The organism is Bradyrhizobium sp. INPA03-11B, assembly GCF_040446015.1.
In the GTDB taxonomy this organism is placed as follows: Bacteria; Pseudomonadota; Alphaproteobacteria; order Rhizobiales; family Xanthobacteraceae; genus Bradyrhizobium; species Bradyrhizobium macuxiense_A.
This window is the reverse complement of sequence record NZ_JASGSR010000009.1, coordinates 82333-98109: the sequence shown is the minus strand read 5'-3', so window position 1 is coordinate 98109 and position 15777 is coordinate 82333. Positions and strand designations below refer to the sequence as shown.

The 15777-nt window shown below is 63.4% G+C and carries 18 protein-coding genes; 12 read left to right on the top strand and 6 right to left on the bottom strand.

The window, feature by feature from the left end; translation table 11 throughout:
* The first annotated feature begins 50 nt into the window (after positions 1–50).
* The 4 genes from QMZ05_RS05920 (at position 51) to QMZ05_RS05905 (ending at position 2965) form a co-directional block, all read left to right on the top strand.
* Positions 51–464, top strand: coding sequence for a hypothetical protein (locus QMZ05_RS05920; RefSeq protein ID WP_353699928.1), 414 nt, complete (start codon positions 51–53; stop codon positions 462–464).
* Entirely contained in the window at positions 461–1132 is a 672-nt protein-coding gene (locus QMZ05_RS05915) for an OmpA family protein (protein WP_353699927.1), read from the top strand. Before QMZ05_RS05920 ends, QMZ05_RS05915 begins: the two co-directional genes overlap by 4 nt.
* Positions 1133–1283: 151 nt before the next feature.
* Positions 1284–2207: an ABC transporter ATP-binding protein gene (locus QMZ05_RS05910; protein ID WP_353699926.1), complete on the top strand. Its 924-nt coding sequence runs from the start codon at positions 1284–1286 to the stop codon at positions 2205–2207.
* On the top strand, positions 2204–2965 hold the full coding sequence (locus QMZ05_RS05905; protein WP_050421015.1) for an ABC transporter permease: 762 nt from the start codon (positions 2204–2206) through the stop codon (positions 2963–2965). Before QMZ05_RS05910 ends, QMZ05_RS05905 begins: the two co-directional genes overlap by 4 nt.
* 108 nt (positions 2966–3073) lie before the next feature.
* On the opposite strand, the gene QMZ05_RS05900 is transcribed toward QMZ05_RS05905, so the two are convergent.
* Positions 3074–3403 (bottom strand): hypothetical protein, encoded by a 330-nt coding sequence (locus QMZ05_RS05900; RefSeq protein WP_074128773.1) that lies wholly within the window; start codon positions 3401–3403, stop codon positions 3074–3076.
* Positions 3404–3686: 283 nt separating this feature from the next.
* Between QMZ05_RS05900 and QMZ05_RS05895 the strand changes: the two genes are divergently transcribed.
* Positions 3687–4481, top strand: a complete 795-nt coding sequence (locus tag QMZ05_RS05895; protein WP_353699925.1) for a L,D-transpeptidase — start codon at positions 3687–3689, stop codon at positions 4479–4481.
* A 259-nt stretch (positions 4482–4740) separates the two neighbouring features.
* A complete protein-coding gene (locus QMZ05_RS05890; protein ID WP_353699924.1) occupies positions 4741–5598 on the top strand; it encodes an alpha/beta hydrolase in 858 nt (285 codons plus the stop codon).
* A gap of 48 nt (positions 5599–5646) precedes the next feature.
* Here the strand turns inward: QMZ05_RS05890 and QMZ05_RS05885 are convergent, their stop codons facing one another.
* The gene (locus tag QMZ05_RS05885; RefSeq protein ID WP_353699923.1) at positions 5647–6204 is read right to left on the bottom strand and encodes a DUF308 domain-containing protein; all 558 of its coding nucleotides are present in this window, start codon (positions 6202–6204) and stop codon (positions 5647–5649) included.
* Positions 6205–6338: 134 nt separating this feature from the next.
* Here QMZ05_RS05885 and QMZ05_RS05880 point away from each other — a divergent pair, with 134 nt between their 5' ends.
* The 4 genes from QMZ05_RS05880 (at position 6339) to QMZ05_RS05865 (ending at position 8993) form a co-directional block, all read left to right on the top strand.
* On the top strand, positions 6339–6926 hold the full coding sequence (locus tag QMZ05_RS05880) for a TetR/AcrR family transcriptional regulator (RefSeq protein ID WP_353699922.1): 588 nt from the start codon (positions 6339–6341) through the stop codon (positions 6924–6926).
* 89 nt (positions 6927–7015) lie between these two features.
* A complete protein-coding gene (locus QMZ05_RS05875) occupies positions 7016–8125 on the top strand; it encodes a hypothetical protein (RefSeq protein ID WP_353699921.1) in 1110 nt (369 codons plus the stop codon).
* Complete coding sequence (locus tag QMZ05_RS05870) at positions 8122–8499, top strand: M23 family metallopeptidase (protein WP_353699920.1); 378 nt, start codon at positions 8122–8124, stop codon at positions 8497–8499. The genes QMZ05_RS05875 and QMZ05_RS05870 overlap by 4 nt, the downstream gene beginning before the upstream one ends.
* Complete coding sequence (locus tag QMZ05_RS05865) at positions 8472–8993, top strand: hypothetical protein (protein WP_353699919.1); 522 nt, start codon at positions 8472–8474, stop codon at positions 8991–8993. Before QMZ05_RS05870 ends, QMZ05_RS05865 begins: the two co-directional genes overlap by 28 nt.
* A 13-nt stretch (positions 8994–9006) precedes the next feature.
* On the opposite strand, the gene QMZ05_RS05860 is transcribed toward QMZ05_RS05865, so the two are convergent.
* From QMZ05_RS05860 to QMZ05_RS05850, 3 genes are all read right to left on the bottom strand, one after another.
* Complete coding sequence (locus QMZ05_RS05860; protein ID WP_353699918.1) at positions 9007–11271, bottom strand: fused MFS/spermidine synthase; 2265 nt, start codon at positions 11269–11271, stop codon at positions 9007–9009.
* A gap of 105 nt (positions 11272–11376) precedes the next feature.
* The gene (locus tag QMZ05_RS05855) at positions 11377–11772 is read right to left on the bottom strand and encodes a hypothetical protein (protein WP_353699917.1); all 396 of its coding nucleotides are present in this window, start codon (positions 11770–11772) and stop codon (positions 11377–11379) included.
* A gap of 6 nt (positions 11773–11778) precedes the next feature.
* Positions 11779–12498, bottom strand: a complete 720-nt coding sequence (locus tag QMZ05_RS05850) for a hypothetical protein (RefSeq protein WP_353699916.1) — start codon at positions 12496–12498, stop codon at positions 11779–11781.
* Positions 12499–12668: 170 nt separating this feature from the next.
* Here QMZ05_RS05850 and QMZ05_RS05845 point away from each other — a divergent pair, with 170 nt between their 5' ends.
* A complete protein-coding gene (locus QMZ05_RS05845; RefSeq protein ID WP_353699915.1) occupies positions 12669–14276 on the top strand; it encodes an NAD(P)/FAD-dependent oxidoreductase in 1608 nt (535 codons plus the stop codon).
* A 280-nt stretch (positions 14277–14556) separates the two neighbouring features.
* On the opposite strand, the gene QMZ05_RS05840 is transcribed toward QMZ05_RS05845, so the two are convergent.
* Positions 14557–14721 (bottom strand): Flp family type IVb pilin, encoded by a 165-nt coding sequence (locus tag QMZ05_RS05840; protein ID WP_146990615.1) that lies wholly within the window; start codon positions 14719–14721, stop codon positions 14557–14559.
* Between the two features lie 171 nt (positions 14722–14892).
* Between QMZ05_RS05840 and QMZ05_RS05835 the strand changes: the two genes are divergently transcribed.
* Positions 14893–15777 carry a 50S ribosomal protein L11 methyltransferase gene (locus QMZ05_RS05835; RefSeq protein ID WP_353699914.1) on the top strand — a complete coding sequence of 295 codons (885 nt, stop codon included), beginning with the start codon at positions 14893–14895 and terminating at the stop codon, positions 15775–15777.

Here is a 15777-nt window from a genome sequence, read left to right as displayed (position 1 = left end):
TCTGTTCGTAGCCCTTGACCCCAGTTGAATTCATGGGTTGAGATGGCTCCATGGTCCGGGGTGGGTTTTTCCTTTTTGTCGTCGCGCTCACTGCGCCGTCGCTGGCGGTCGCGGAGACGATCAGCTTTGGCGATTCGGCAGCCGCACTTGCCAAGGCCTGCGGCGCCGACATCACCGCCAACTGCCGCGGCGTCAACCTCGACTCCAACCGCCTCAAGGAGTGCCTGTCGCGCAACCGCGACGTGATCTCACCGACGTGCAAGGAGAGCTATTTCTCCACCCTCGATGCGATCCAGAAGCGGATCGCGGCGCGTGTGACGGTCGCCAATGCGTGCACCCGCGAGATCGTCAAGGTGTGCGGCGGCTCGACCAAGGAGACCAGCAAATCGGTGCCCTGCCTCGTCAGCGCCAAGGGCCTCAGCCGCAATTGCGCCCAGGCGATCAATGACGCGGGGTATCAATGATGCGCCGAGGCTTGCGCGATCTCGGCCTGCTGGGCACGCTGGTCTTGCTGGCAATGCCGCTTGCGGCGGCGCATGCGCAGACGGCCATCACACGCGATGACGTCATCGCCAAGTTGAACCATTTCGAGACGGCCGCCGAGATCGACGTCCCGGCGTTGCGCCAGCAGGTGCTCGAGCGATCGCGGTCGCGATCGAAGAACGAGCCGCCGCCCTCGAAGCGGCCGCCGATCGCGCCCGACCTGAACAACCTGCCGGCATTCAATGCCGACATCGCGTTCGACGTCGACACGCCGATCGTGCTGCCGGATTCCTACCAGACCGTCGGGCGCATCGCCGATGCGCTGACCCACGCCTCGCTGCTGCCCTACACCTTCCTGATCGTCGGTCACATCGAATCGACCGGCCGGCGCGAGAACAACGTGATCCTGAGCCAGCGGCGCGCGGATGCGATCCGTGACATCCTGGTCAACACCTTCAAGATTGCGCCCAAGCGCCTGCAGTCGGTCGGGCTCGGCGAAGAGCAGTTGCTCGACCCCGCCCGCCCCAACGCGCCGGCCAACAACCAGGTGCAGATCCTGCTGGTCGCGAAGGTCGCCGACGAGCCGCCCGCACACCCCGCCCCGGCGGCGGCCGCCAAGAAGCCGGCAAAACCGGCGAAGCGGCATTAGCGCGGCCTTTCCGCCACACCGCAGAACGATTTTTCTGCCCCGGCGGGTGATTGCAGAACGGAATATGCGTTCTTATCTGGGCTGAACCCGCATCACGCCCTCGCCCGGGCTCCAATCCGCGCGCACCCTTCCCTCACGCTTCCGATCTCCGATGTCGCCGATCATCTCCGTATCCAATCTTTCAAAGACCTATGGCTCCGGCTTCAAGGCGCTGAGGGGCATCAATCTCGATATCGTCAAGGGCGAGATTTTCGCGCTGCTCGGGCCGAACGGCGCCGGCAAGACCACGCTGATCAGCATCATCTGCGGCATCGCCAATCCGAGCGAGGGCCGCATTTCGATCGGCGGACACGACATCATCAGGGATTATCGCGCGGCGCGGTCGATGATCGGGCTGGTTCCGCAGGAACTGCACACCGACGCGTTCGAGTCGGTCTGGGCGACCGTCAGCTTCAGCCGCGGCCTGTTCGGCAAGCCGAAGAACCCCGACCACATCGAGAAGGTGCTGAAGGACCTGTCGCTGTGGGACAAGAAGGACAACAAGATCATCACCCTGTCCGGCGGCATGAAGCGCCGCGTGATGATCGCGAAAGCGTTGTCGCACGAACCGCAGATCCTGTTCCTCGACGAACCCACTGCCGGCGTCGACGTCGAGTTGCGCAAAGGCATGTGGGAAGTGGTCCGCACGTTGCAGGCATCCGGCGTCACCATCATCCTGACCACGCACTACATCGAGGAAGCCGAGGAGATGGCCGACCGCATCGGCGTCATCAACAAGGGCGAGATCATCCTGATCGAGGACAAGGCGACCTTGATGCAGAAGCTCGGCAAGAAGCAGCTGACGCTGCAATTGCAGAACAAGCTCGATGCCGTTCCGCCTGCGCTCGCCGCCTACAGTCTCGAACTATCCGACGACGGCCATGCGGTGACCTACGACTACGACACCAAGGGCGATCGCACCGGGATCACCAGCCTCCTCAACGATCTCCGCAATGCCGGCATCCGAATCTCCGATCTCGATACCAGGCAATCCTCGCTCGAGGACATCTTCGTCAGCCTCGTGAGGGCGCCATGAACTACCGCGCAATCCAGGCCATCTATCTGTTCGAAATGGCGCGCACCTGGCGCACGCTGCTGCAGAGCATCGTCTCGCCTGTCGTCTCGACCTCGCTGTATTTCGTGGTGTTCGGCGCCGCGATCGGCTCGCGCATCACCGAGGTCGAAGGCGTCAGCTACGGCACCTTCATTGTGCCGGGCCTCGTGATGCTGTCGGTGCTGACCCAGAGCATCTCCAACGCCTCGTTCGGCATCTACTTCCCGAAATTCGCCGGCACGATCTACGAGATCCTGTCGGCGCCGATCTCCTATTTCGAGATCGTCATCGGCTATGTCGGCGCCGCCGCCACCAAGTCGATCATCCTCGGCCTGATCATCCTGGCGACCGCCGGACTTTTCGTGCCTCTGCACATCCAGCATCCGGTGTGGATGCTGACCTTCCTGGTGCTGACGGCGGTCACCTTCAGCCTGTTCGGTTTCATCATCGGCATCTGGGCCGACGGCTTCGAGAAGCTGCAGATGATCCCGATGCTGGTGGTGACGCCGCTCACCTTCCTCGGCGGCAGCTTCTACTCGGTGAACATGCTGCCGTCGGGCTGGCGCACCATCACGCTGTTCAACCCGGTGGTCTATCTGATCTCCGGTTTCCGCTGGAGCTTCTACGAGATCGCCGACGTCAGCGTCGGGCTCAGCCTCGGCATGACCGCGGCCTTTCTGGTCGCCTGCATGGTGATCGTGGCCTGGATATTCAGGACCGGCTACCGGCTGAAGAACTGACCCGATTCAGTAGCCCGGATGGAGCGAAGCGCAATCCGGGGCCTTATCGCCGGGCCTGCAGAACCCGGATTTCGCTTCGCTCCATCCGGGCTACAGGTTCTTTCCTCATCAATAGCAATGGAAATGGCCGTGGCGGTAATAGCCGCGGCAGCGATGGCCACGGCGGTAGCCCCGATCCGGGATGCCGAACACGCCTTTGACCGCGCCCATGGCGCCACCGACACCGGCGCCGACGGCACCGCCAACCACGCCGCCCACCGGACCGGCGACCCGGTTGCCCTCATAGGCGCCCTCATGCGCCCCACGGACGATACCCTGGGCATGGCCCGCGTGGGGCACTGCCACCAGTGCCAAAGCGAGGCCTGCGGCCGCAAGCGCGAGCCGCGCGGAGAGACCGGCGGGAGCGACGGCCGCGGTCTTAACCTTGGTGTTGTTCATCTGGGTTCCTTGATGCGCGACGCGGTCGCGTCGCCGGGGCGGGATTGTGAAACGCCCATGCGGCCAAATGGTTGCGTTGGCGGCTCATCGGGGCTGTTGTCGCGTCCTGCTCGCGAAAAAGTCAGCACGCCGTGACGGGCCGGCCCGGCTTCGGCCTTGTTTGCGCCGCGCGCGGGATTAACGATGCGCCGGGTCCGCGACTGGAACCAAATTCGGATTCCGTGCATATTGGTTGCGGGGACGGAGAGCCGCTACTGCGACGGGCCTGGAGGCCAAAGGTAAAATGCGTTCGTTCCTCATTGCTTTCACTTCCGTGATGCTTTTCACGGCCGGCGCCGCGCAGGCCAAGGTCGATATCACCATCGACAAGGACAACCAGCAGATGACCGTCGCGGTCGACGGTGTCGCGCGCTATCACTGGCCGGTCTCGACCGGGATCCCGTCGCGCGAAACGCCGAACGGCAGCTTCCGCGCCTTCCGGATGGAAGAGGATCACTACTCCAAGGAATTCGACGATGCGCCGATGCCGCATTCGATCTTCTTCACCAAGATCGGACACGCGATTCATGGCACCGACTCGGTGAACCGCTTGGGCACGCCGGCCTCGCATGGCTGCGTGCGGCTGTCGCGCGACAACGCAACGACGCTCTACGCGCTGGTCCAGAAGGAAGGCGTGCTCAACACCACCGTGACGCTGACCGGCTCGTCCCAGGTCGCGCTGGCGCGCAATCCGCGCGGGCGCAACGGCACCGCTGTCGCCCGCTCGGCGCCACAGCAGTATGACGGGCAGTACGGCACCGCCGCCGCCGGCGACCCTGTCGTCCTGACACCGCAGCCGCGCGAATATCCGGCGCAGGCCCGCGCCGACGACGGCTACATCTATCCGGCCGACGGCAGTTCGACCGCGCAGCGCTACCCGGCGCCGCCGTCAAGCCGCCGCGCCTACGACGCGCAGGCCTATGGCCAGCAGCAGTACTACGGCAACCAGGGCTACGCGGCAGCACCGCAAGGCTATTATCAGCCGCGGCCGTATTACCCGCGGCAGCGCGACTTCTACGGCAGCAACTATCAGGACTGAGACCCGCGCCTGAGCCGCCGGCGGCGCCATCATCGCGCGCCGCCAGGTCCCGAAGCCTCCTCACCCGCTTGTGACCGTCTTGAAGGGCACGCGACGTCCTGCGCCGTGGCCCGTCGTCACCCCGTCATCTGATTGTAAAATTAGCCCGATATTCGGCGGCAATAGCGCCCGCCCTGGCCTCGGAAGGCCGATTCAAGCGGAATGCCCGGTGAAATCAGGGCGAGAAGCGCGGGTCACGTAGGCGGTATCAGAGGTCAAAATGAAACGGGGCTTCGTTGTCCTTTGCCTGTGCATCGTGGCGATGGCCGGCTATTTCACGACGGACCGATGGGCCATCAGCCACACCACGCTGACGTTCCATGACGTGCTGCGCGACGACCGCAACGTCACCGTCGAGGTGGCGGTCCGCCGCGACCGGCAAATGCAGGCCATGGCCGAGATGATCGAGCTGCCGGTCGCGATCCTGAGCCACGGCAACACCGTCAAGAACACCGAGTACTCTTTCCTCACCAACGTGTTCGCATCACGCGGCTACCTCGTGGTCAGCATTCAGCACGATCTCGACACCGATGCGCCGATGGTGACCAAGGTGGGCGAGGAATATGTCGGGCGCCGCATGCAGTACAATCGCGGCGTCTTCAACATCACGTATGCGATCGACGAGCTCAAGAAGCTCTATCCGAACGCGAACTATCACGCGCTGACGCTGATCGGTCATTCCAACGGCGGCGACATCTCGATGTTCTTCGCCAAGCAGCATCCCGACCTGGTCAAGAAGGTCGTGACGCTGGACAATCTGCGCGTCCCGTTCATCACCGACAGCAAGATCAAGATCCTCTCGTTCCGTTCCCGCGATCCGGTGTTCAAGGCCGATCCGGGCGTCGTGCCTGACGAGGAGACCTGCGCCCGGCTCGGCATCAAGGTGGTCAGAACGGAATTCCATCACAACGACCTCAGCGATCGCGGACCCGAAAGCGCGAAGTCGTCGATCCAGGCGGGAGTGGAGCAATTCCTCGACGAGGACGCCGGCGAGAGCACGCCGACCATGCCGCTCATCGCTGCGGCGGCGCCCGCCTCCGCGGCGGCGGCACCAGAGGCGGCACCGGAGAAGAAATAGCGATCGCGCAGACGCCGACGCGCGTTCTCCGGTGCTGCCGGGCAGCACTTACGCACGCGCGCTGCGATGGGCCCTGGCAACGAGCCAGAGCGCCGAAAGCAGGAAATAGAACGCACCGAATCCCGCATAGGGAGCGACGTCTAGAATCGTCGGCGCCACGGTGCCGATCGATCGGCTGATCATGTAGGCGCCGGCGAGCGCCGACTGCGCGCCACTCAGGATCATCGCCCATTGCGCGCCATAGTCACGCCAGCGTCTGGCGCCGGTGACCAATTGCAGCACGCCCGCAAGGATCGCCCAAACCCCGAACACGGCGAGAACGGCGTAGCTGCTGTGGCCGATCGCCACGATTACGACGACCGTGGTGATTGCGCTGACCGCGACATTCAATGCCTGCGATGGATTGGCTATCAGCCCGCCGTTGACCCGCGCGTCGGCCAGATTGGCGACGCCGTCCCATGCCGGATAGATCACGAGCAGAAACGCAGCCGGGCCGGCTTGCCCGCTGAAGAGGACGGCGGCGACAACCCAGGCGATCGAGAATACGGCGCGCCCGAGATAATAGAATCGCAACCAGGTGGATTGGGTCCAGAAGTGGCTTTGCATTGACAGGCTCCTTGCTTACCTTCCTACTAGTAGGTAGTTAGCAAAATCAAGTCAATCAGCGCCCGGACACGTCCCATGTGAGACGAAAGCCTTGAAACATCTCGGCAATTTACCTACTGGAAGGTAGGCCTGACATGAATGTGATGATTTCGACCTCTGATAAGATCCTCGATGTCGCGCAGTCTCTCATCGTGGCGGGAGGCTATAACGGGTTCAGCTATGCCGACATTTCCGATGCGATCGGCATCAGGAAGGCGAGCATCCACCATCACTTCCCGACCAAGGCCGAGCTGGTTTCGGCGCTGATCGATCGCTACAGGCAGCAGACTGAGCAGGGCCTGAAGTCGCTTCGAGAGCGATCCGCGAGCCCGGCCGACCAGCTGCAGTCCTACGTGAACTTCTGGCAGGCCTGCATTCGAGACGGGTCACTGCCCTTCTGCGTCTGTGCGATGCTCGCCGGCGAGATGCCGATGTTGCCGGAACAAGTCGCCGCACGCGTCCGCGCCCATTTCCATCATCTCGCGGCATGGCTCACCTCGGTGCTGCGCGCCGGCGCAGAACAGCGCCTGCTCCGGCTGGACAAGCTGCCGGAAGATGAGGCCCAGATGCTGATGGCATCGGTCCATGGCGCGATGCTCTCCGCGCGGGCTTTCGACGATCCCGCAGTGTTTGCCGCAATCGTCAAGCCGCAGATCGCGAAGCTGCTAGTATCGGACAGCTAGCAACCAATCAGATCTGCAATCTCCGGGGAGTCTTGACATTGTTCCCGATTTGTTCTATCACACTCTCCCTTTCGTTGGTGTTGCTGTTGATGTCCGGTTCCTTTCCTCAAGCGCTGCACGCTGCATATCTCGTCGCTTGCCTGACACTGTTTGTGCCGCCGGCTTCAGCAGACCCTGCGAATGCACAGGAAAGCCGTCAGTCGCCGCCCCCCACACCCGTTCCGACATTTGAATCGCTGCCTCACACCGCATTACCGAAGGTGCGCTTCCACGGCTGGTGTGGCCGGAATGACCGATATCTTCTCGACGAGAACGGACAACTGAATGCCTATGAGGCCGGTACCAAGGTCGCGGGAGTGGCCATTTCGCCCGATCGCTCATGGCAGTGTAGCCGCGACGGACGGCAACTGATCTACATCAGCATACCGCATGTTTTTCTGGTTGATATCGCAAGCGGCGACAGTCGATGGATTGCGTCATATGACGAACGGCCAAGTGAGGTGGCGTTCTCGCCAGATTTTGAGAGCGTCGCAAGCTCCAGTCCACTGGAACTAAAGCCGCAGGCGCCCCAGCTCAAGGTCATTCTGGTCAAAGAGAAGAAGACAAGAGGCAAGACGGAACGGCCTGAGTGGATCAAATGGAGCGAGAATGGCACGGAGATAGCCGTGGTCTATCCAACATCCGTCGAAATTCTGGACCGCAACGGCGCCACTATCGTCTCCATGACGAAACCAAACACTGGATGGGTCAAGGACGGTTGGTTCGAAAAAGATCAACGCGCGCTGACGCTTTTTATGGAGACAGAGCAGCCTCCAGGATCGGTTCTCAAATGTAGCCTCGCCGGAAAAAGGTGCCTCAGCCGCCCGCGAATTGAGTCAATCTCGATCGGTGGGCGGGGAACGGTGGGCACCGTAATCCCCTTGGGCAAGCCTCCGGTGCGGGAAGACGACTCGATCCTCATCTCGGAGAAATACGCTGCCGAGATCAGAGACACCAATTCCAGACTTCTCGTACGTCAGGTGCTTTCAACCAGGACCGGCCTTTGGTCGTTTCACATTGCGGTGTCCCCTTCCGGAAAGTGGTCGATCCTGACGTGGGACAACGAGCACCAACCAGGATGCGTATCCGGGGAGGGCAGCGCCAGCGTTTACAAATGCAGGCAGGGAATGCTCGTGGATTTAACCAAGGTGATTAAATGACCGATCGATATCGTCCCTACGTTCCTCCAAAGCCGACTCGCCCATTCGCACGAAGCTCCGGTTACGTGCCGAGAATACATCCCGTACTGCATAAAGAGAGATTCCATGCGGGCGTCGATTACGCTGCGCCTCAAGGAACACCCATTCCAGCTCAGGCCCCCGGCGAGATCGTTTATTCGGGCTTCAACGAAGGTTACGGAAACACGGTCATCGTGAAGACGACGAACGGCTACGGACTTTATGCACACATGGACGGGCCGCCTCAGGCGCGCATGGGCGACCGCATCTGGCCCGGTGACATTATCGGTCACGTCGGCAACACCGGCATATTTTCGAGGGAAACCACTTGCACTATTCGACTATTCCGTCGCTGAGCAAGGAGGAGCAGGAAGCACTCAAAAAGAGTGGAGGCACCGGGAAGATTGGGTTCAATGTCGACAAACCGCATACGGAAAACCCGGACACGTTCGATACGGCTATCCACTATCCGAACGAGACACTTGCGGCGGGTCGCGCAATGGTCGGACCGAATGATACGAGCGATGCGCTGGCATTCGGAGATCACCGTGGTCCGCTGATATCAGCTTCTCCGCTTCATCAGTTTGGATTGTCTGAACCGGATCGCGGGACGTCGTTCGCCGAACGCTTCGGCGACTGGCGACCGGCGTCGTCCGATGGTCAGGCGACCGCGCCCCGTGGACTGCCTGGCATGCTCGAGGAATATCTGCGGCAGCAAGGCGTGCGAGGACCCGGCTCGCCCCAAGGCGCGCCGCCCGCTCCGTCTTTGCCCGATGATGAAGCCGGCTCGTTCGCGGATCGCTTCGGCGACAGGACGGAGATTCGACGATTGTCGTCTCGGTGGGACTAGAGACCGATCAGACCTACTGCTCGCCGTCGCGCAGGCGACGGTACACCGCGCCCAGCACGTTCGAATAATCGTCGGTCCAGACCCGCTGCTTCTCCTTGGCATCGGTCTCGATCCAGACGTCTGATGACGCGAGCTTGCCGACATCGGCGTCCTCGCGCGCGGAGACCACCACCGAGGTCGAGAAGATGTACTCGTTGTCGCGGCCGGAATCCTCGCTGTAGACCCAGCTCTTCATGTCGTTGGCGTCCGCAATGCCGACCACGACGCTGGCGAGTTCGAGATGGCGGTTGGAGACGTGCATCACGACCGCGCCCTGCGGCGCCAGCTTCTCCTTGTAGATCGCCATCGCCTCTTCGGTCGCGAGATGGATCGGGATCGCGTCCGACGAATAGGCGTCGACGATGATGAGATCGTAGGCGCCGTCCGGCTCCTTGGCGAAGGTCAGCCGCGCGTCGCCGATGACAGGCTTCAGATTGGGCTCACAGCTCTGGATGTAGGTGAAGTATTTCGGATCGCGCGCGGTATCGACCATCGACTGGTCGATCTCGAAGAATCGCCAGTCCTCGCCGGGCGCTGAGGCGCAGGTCAGCGTCCCCGAGCCGAGCCCGATCACAGCCACTTTCAGCGGCGCGCCCTTGCGCGCGCGGATTGCAGTGATCGCCCGCCCGATGCCGCCGTCCTTGTAATAGTAGCTGATCGGCTCGGGCTTTCCGGTGACCGGGGTGCCGTCGTCGTTCTTGAACTTCTCGGCGCCATGGATCGTGGTGCCGTGCATCAGCACGTGAAACTGCCCGTTCGGCGTCACCACGATCTTGTGCACGCCGAAGAAGCTGCGCACGGTTTCGACGCGGCCATCGTCGGACGGATAGGCGCGCAGCACCACCAGCGCGACGACGACGGTGGCGAAGATCTTCCAGCGATTGGCATTCAGTGCGAGCGCGAGCAGCGCCGAGAGCACGCCGACGGCGCCGATCACCCACACCCGGTGGTCGTCGAACCAGTTGAAGATTTCGCCGGCCGAATAGCTCGGCGCGATCAGCGCCACCGCCAGCACCGCGAGGAACGGCCAGTACCAGGCGCTCCAGCGCGGCAGCCGCTCCGCGCCGCCAGGCGGACGGCACAGTGCCGCGAGCGCCAGCAGGATCGGATATTCGGCGATCCATGAGAAGGTGAACGGCGCGATCAGGCCCGCAAACAGGCCGCCGACCATGCCGCCGAACGACAACGCGACGTAGAAGCCGGTGAGGTATTTCGCGGCGGGACGGGTGCGCGCAAGTTCGCCATGACAGGCCATCGCGATGATGAAGAAGCAGAACTGATGGCCGCCGAGCGTCAGCAGCAGGTTCTGCTCGCCGCCGAACGCGAGCAGGATCACGACGCCGGCAATCGCCAGCGGCTGCGCCAGCAGCATCCATTTGTGGGGCAGCAGCGGCCGCGACTGGAACACCAGCACCCAGGTCAACAGATACAGCGACAGCGGCAGCACCCACAGCAAGGGAGCAGCCGCGACGTCGGTCGAGATATGCGCCGTCACCGCGATCAAAAGGCCGGACGGCACCGCGGCCAGGAAGATCCAGCGCGCCCGCAAGCCCCAGGACGGCGCCGGAGCGTTGGCATCGTCGACCTGCATATTGAGTGCGGCGGCATTGGCCGGCGACCGCAGCAACAACACGCCGCAACCTGCGATCAGAACGATCAGCAGGCCATAGCCGGCGCTCCAAATCAGGTTCTGGGTGCGCAATGTGAACATCGGCTCGAGCAGCACCGGATAGGACAGCAGCGCCAGGAAGCTGCCGATGTTCGAGGACGCGTAGAGGAAGTACGGGTCGGGCCCGCTTGGGTGGCCGGTGCGCACGAACCAGGCCTGCAGCAGCGGATTGTTGGCGGCGAGCGCGAAGAACGGCAGACCGATCGAGACCGCGAACAGGCCGAGTAGCCAGACCGCATAGCCCGAGGTCGGCGGCTCTCCCCAGCCGCTCCTGATCGTCAGCGGCAAGGTCAGCAGCGCGACGGCGAGCAGCACCAGATGCACCGCGACCGGAACGACACGGCTGCTCAGCTTCATCAACAGATGCGCATAGGCGTAGCCGCCGAGCAGCAGCGACTGGAAGAACACCATCGCCACCGACCACACCGCCGGCGAGCCGCCGAGCCGCGGCAGCACCATCTTGGTGAACAGCGGCTGCACCGAGAACAGCAACAGGGCGCTGACGAAGATCGCCGCGGTGTAGACAACCAGCACCAGCCGGTTTCGCGATGCGGACGGCTCAGACGTCATGAATACTCCCGGTCACGATCCGGCAGATCAACACCGGGCACATGCATTGCATTGAATCACAGCGTCAAGCAGCGGGCAACACGCGCACCGGGTTGCTTGAACCGTTCACGTCATCCTGATGTCACCGGCCTCGTGTTCCGCACTCGCGACCGATGCGGATGTTTCCATTTGTGGCCGGAACGGCGTCCGCCCCATCCATGGCTGCAGCTCGATGTGCTGCAGCCAATCCTTGACCGAGGGGATCCAGCCGAGATCGTCCTTGACATGCTGCTCGCCGACCGTGCGCACCGGCACCTGCTTGCCGGCGCTGTTCGTCAGCGTGGCGCCGAAGATCGCCTCGCACAGGAAGATACCTTCGCTGTGGTGGCGCAGCGCGCGGTGACGCACGTCGGCGAGATGCGCCTTGCTCTCATCGAACCAGTCGTGGATCGCGAGATAGTCTTCGGGCGTTCCGCCGAACAGGCGCGCGGAACGGACCGCATGATGATAGGGATGCGCCATCGCAGGCTACCTCGCGATCTCGATATTGCTTGTAACCGGGTCGGCCCTGGGATCGTCGACCACACTGCACGCGTCGAGATCGACGACGAAGGCGCCGTACATGACGTACTCGCCGGTGCCGTACCCGCGGCCAAGCAGCAGCGTCGCCCACTCCGTGCACATCCAGTCGCGGACAAAGGATGCGATCTGGTCACGTTCGCTGGTGCCGTCGATCCGGTTCATCACGCCCCCGGCAATCAGCCGGTCAAGAAATCGCTGCTCGGTCAATCGCTGTGCGAGCGCATCGGCATCGACACGCGAGCCATCGTGGAGTGTCGCGCTGTCGAGCCAGGAAAATCCCTCGTCGTTGCCGCCGTCATAGCGACAATAGAGCCGCTGCACGCCGAGCTCACGCAGAGCTGGTACGGTCACCGCGATCAGCCGCTGGCGGGTGAGCACCTCGCGGGCAGCCCACGCCTCCGCGGTGGTTTTGACTGCCGGCGTCACCTGCGCGGTCGGCAGTCGCCGGCCCCACAAGCGATCCCAAAGGCTCGGCCGCGTGATCACCGGCGTGACCGGTCCGGGGACCGGCGGCTCGGGCGGAATGTCGAGTGTGAAATGGACCGGCTCCCGCGCTCCGCCGAATTCGGGCGGCGGCAGGTAAACGAACTGATTTGCGCGCGGCGGCGGCGGATCGGACTCGTCGTCGGGCCACTCGATTTCAGTTTGATCAAAAACAAACGGCATTTTGCACTCCACTGCTTGGCGGCAACAACCAATGAGGCGCTCTCCTCGTCCTGCTGGCGGCCCACGGCCCGCGCAATCGCGGCCGGACTATCGTATCGGGATCGGTACGGATTTGTGACCCGCCGCGGCCGGCAGTGGTGAGATGCGGACATTCGGCCTATAGAAGCGCCATGTCCAATCATGAAGTTGATGCCGTCATCATCGGTGCGGGGCACAACGGCCTCACTTGCGCGGCCTATCTCGCGATGGCCGGATTGAAGGTCAGGATCGTCGAGCGCCGCAAGGTGGTCGGCGGCGCCGCCGTCACCGAAGAGTTTTGTCCGGGCTTCCGCAATTCGGTCGCCGCCTACACGGTGAGCCTGCTCAACCCGCAGATCATCGCGGACCTGAAGCTTGCCGATCACGGCCTCAAGATCGTCGAGCGCCGCGCACAGAACTTCCTTCCCGCCTCCGACGGCAGCTACCTCTTGACCGGCGAAGGCCGCACCCAGCAGTCGGTCGCAAAGCTCAGCCAGCGGGACGCGGCCACCATCGGCGAGTTCTCAGGGGAACTCGAAGCCATCGCCGATGTGCTGCGGCAATTCGTGCTGCGCGCGCCGCCGAACCTCGTCGAGGGGTTTGGCATCGGCGCAATCAGCGAAGCCTTCAACGCGCTTGGCACCGCCAACATCTTGCGGCGACTGTCGCTCGAGCAACAGCGCAATCTGCTCGATCTGTTCACGCGCTCGGCCGGCGAGATGCTCGACGAGCGTTTCGAAAACGATCTCGTCAAGGCGCTGTTCGGCTTCGATGCCATCGTCGGCAATTATGCGAGCCCCTACGCGGCCGGCTCGGCCTATGTGATGCTGCATCATGCGTTCGGCGAGGTGAACGGCAAGAAGGGTGTCTGGGGCCACGCGATCGGCGGCATGGGCGCGATCACCCAGGCGATGGCAAGTACCGCGCGCAGCCATGGCGTCGAGATCGAAACCGATGCGCCCGTCCGCGAGGTGATCGTCGAGAAGGATCGCACCACTGGGGTCATCCTCGACAATGGCGAAACGGTCCGCGCCAAATATGTCGTCTCCAACGTCAACCCGAAGCTCCTCTACACGCGCCTGGTGCCGGCGGGCGCATTGGCGGACGAATTCCGCACGCGCATCTCGCGATGGCAGAACGGGTCCGGCACCTTCAGGATGAACGTGGCGCTCAGCGCCCCGCCCTCGTTCACGGCACTGCCCGGCCCCGGCGATCATCTCACCGCGGGCATCATCATCGCGCCCAGCCTCGGCTACATGGATCGTGCTTGGCACGATGCGCGCGAATTCGGCTGGAGCCGCGCGCCCGTCGTCGAGGTGCTGATCCCCTCGACGCTCGACGACAGTTTGAGCCCGCCGGGCCAGCATGTCGCGAGCCTGTTCTGCCAGCACGTCGCGCCGCAACTGCCCGGCGGCAAATCGTGGGACGACCATCGCGACGAGGTCGCCGACCTGATGATCGCAACCGTCGACCGGTATGCGCCCGGCTTCGCGAGCTCCGTGATCGGCCGCCAGATCCTGTCGCCGCTTGATCTCGAACGGCAGTTCGGCCTCCTCGGCGGCGACATCTTTCACGGCGCGCTGACGCTGAACCAGTTGTTCTCGGCGCGCCCCATGCTCGGCCATGCCGACTACCGCGGACCGCTCCGCGGTCTCTACCATTGCGGTTCCGGCGCCCATCCCGGCGGCGGGGTCACCGGCGCGCCCGGCCACAACGCCGCGCGGGCCGTCCTGGCCGACCATCGCGCGCTGTTCGCCTGACGCGGAGCGCGCATCAGGCACCACGATCGGGGCGCGGCAAGCTGTGGACAGGTCTGTTGAGAAACTGTGGGTCGACCTTGGTCAGACCTGGTGTCGCATCATGGGAAAAGCCGGTGAACATCCCGGTGGACTGCCTGTGGAGCAGAGGCCGACAACCCCGGGGACAACGCGCTTGATCGCTGGTTGACAAGCTGCGCGGAGCTGGCTGTGGACAACCAGTCAAAAAGAAAACACCGGGCGTCGTTGCCCGGTGCCTGCTTGAGAACGCAGTCGGCGAAATTTACTTGAGGGAGCCGGCGATCGTGCTGAACGTCCCGCTCAGGTTCGTGCCGACGCCGTTCACCGCGGCGATGATAGCGATGGCGATGCCCGTCGCGATCAGTCCGTATTCGATGGCGGTTGCGCCGGATTCATCCCGCAAAAACCTAACGAAAAAAGCCTTCATTGCAGCCCTGCCCTTGGTTGTGATGCCTTGGAACGAAGGGAATTCCCGAGTTCCGCCTCCGTACTAGTACGGCGGCATCTAAGGTTGTCTGAATCGGGAACCTATCAATTCTCGCGAAATTCGATTGAATCCGGGTTGAATTTTTAACAAAAACCGCGCTAACGGCCTCCGATGACCCCGTCCACGCACCGCGCCAGCGTCACCCTCACAGACGAAACGACCGCAAAACGCGTGGTCGACGCGCTTTCCGAACTGTTCTTCGAGGATCAGGCGGCTTTTGCGGCCTTTGAGCGGCCGGACGGCCGCTGGGACGTCACCGTTCATTTTGCCGAGCCGCCCGACCAGGCCTTGCTGCGCGAGCTGGTCGGCCAGGTAGTGCGACAGGATGTCGCATCGACTTTGGTATTTGACACCATCGAGGCCAAGGATTGGGTCAAAGCGAGCCTGGAGGACCTGGTCCCGGTCGCGGCCGGCCGCTTTGTCGTCCACGGCCAGCATGACCGGCACAGGATCCCGCCGAACAAGCTCGGGATCGAGATCGAGGCGGCGCTCGCCTTCGGCACCGGCCATCACGGCACCACGCGCGGCTGCCTCTTGCTGCTCGACCACGTCCTGAAGGCGTATCAGCCCCGCCGTGTGCTCGATCTCGGCACCGGGACCGGCGTGCTCGGGATTGCCGCCGCCAAGGCGCTGCATGGCAAGGTGCTGGCGAGCGACATCGACCCGCCCTCGGTGCGGGTGGCCGAGGAAAACGCCTGGCTGAACGGCGCAGGACATCTGGTGGACGTGATCCGTGCTACCGGCTTTGCCGCGCCGCGCTTTGCCGCGGACGGGCCGTTCGATCTGGTGCTCGCCAACATCCTCGCCAATCCGTTGCGCCAGCTGGCGGGACCGATGGCACGACACCTCGCGTCGTCAGCGCAGGTCATTCTCTCGGGCCTGCTGACCCACCAGGCGCCGGCGGTGATCGCCGCCTATCGCGCCCGCGGGCTGGTGCCGCTGCGGCATCTGAAGATCGAGGGCTGGAGCAGCCTGCTGCTGCGCTCGGTCAGGTGA

Excerpts from the sequence above, each read along its gene's own strand:
- QMZ05_RS05895 (WP_353699925.1), top strand. The coding sequence starts at position 3,687 with ATGCGTTCGTTCCTCATTGCTTTCACTTCCGTGATGCTTTTCACGGCC.
- QMZ05_RS05850 (WP_353699916.1), bottom strand. The coding sequence starts at position 12,498 with ATGCCGTTTGTTTTTGATCAAACTGAAATCGAGTGGCCCGACGACGAG.
- QMZ05_RS05915 (WP_353699927.1), top strand. The coding sequence starts at position 461 with ATGATGCGCCGAGGCTTGCGCGATCTCGGCCTGCTGGGCACGCTGGTC.
- QMZ05_RS05905 (WP_050421015.1), top strand. The coding sequence starts at position 2,204 with ATGAACTACCGCGCAATCCAGGCCATCTATCTGTTCGAAATGGCGCGC.
- QMZ05_RS05845 (WP_353699915.1), top strand. The coding sequence starts at position 12,669 with ATGTCCAATCATGAAGTTGATGCCGTCATCATCGGTGCGGGGCACAAC.
- QMZ05_RS05920 (WP_353699928.1), top strand. The coding sequence starts at position 51 with ATGGTCCGGGGTGGGTTTTTCCTTTTTGTCGTCGCGCTCACTGCGCCG.
- QMZ05_RS05880 (WP_353699922.1), top strand. The coding sequence starts at position 6,339 with ATGAATGTGATGATTTCGACCTCTGATAAGATCCTCGATGTCGCGCAG.
- QMZ05_RS05840 (WP_146990615.1), bottom strand. The coding sequence starts at position 14,721 with ATGAAGGCTTTTTTCGTTAGGTTTTTGCGGGATGAATCCGGCGCAACC.
- QMZ05_RS05910 (WP_353699926.1), top strand. The coding sequence starts at position 1,284 with ATGTCGCCGATCATCTCCGTATCCAATCTTTCAAAGACCTATGGCTCC.
- QMZ05_RS05900 (WP_074128773.1), bottom strand. The coding sequence starts at position 3,403 with ATGAACAACACCAAGGTTAAGACCGCGGCCGTCGCTCCCGCCGGTCTC.
- QMZ05_RS05855 (WP_353699917.1), bottom strand. The coding sequence starts at position 11,772 with ATGGCGCATCCCTATCATCATGCGGTCCGTTCCGCGCGCCTGTTCGGC.
- QMZ05_RS05870 (WP_353699920.1), top strand. The coding sequence starts at position 8,122 with ATGACCGATCGATATCGTCCCTACGTTCCTCCAAAGCCGACTCGCCCA.
- QMZ05_RS05860 (WP_353699918.1), bottom strand. The coding sequence starts at position 11,271 with ATGACGTCTGAGCCGTCCGCATCGCGAAACCGGCTGGTGCTGGTTGTC.
- QMZ05_RS05835 (WP_353699914.1), top strand. The coding sequence starts at position 14,893 with ATGACCCCGTCCACGCACCGCGCCAGCGTCACCCTCACAGACGAAACG.
- QMZ05_RS05875 (WP_353699921.1), top strand. The coding sequence starts at position 7,016 with ATGTCCGGTTCCTTTCCTCAAGCGCTGCACGCTGCATATCTCGTCGCT.
- QMZ05_RS05885 (WP_353699923.1), bottom strand. The coding sequence starts at position 6,204 with ATGCAAAGCCACTTCTGGACCCAATCCACCTGGTTGCGATTCTATTAT.
- QMZ05_RS05890 (WP_353699924.1), top strand. The coding sequence starts at position 4,741 with ATGAAACGGGGCTTCGTTGTCCTTTGCCTGTGCATCGTGGCGATGGCC.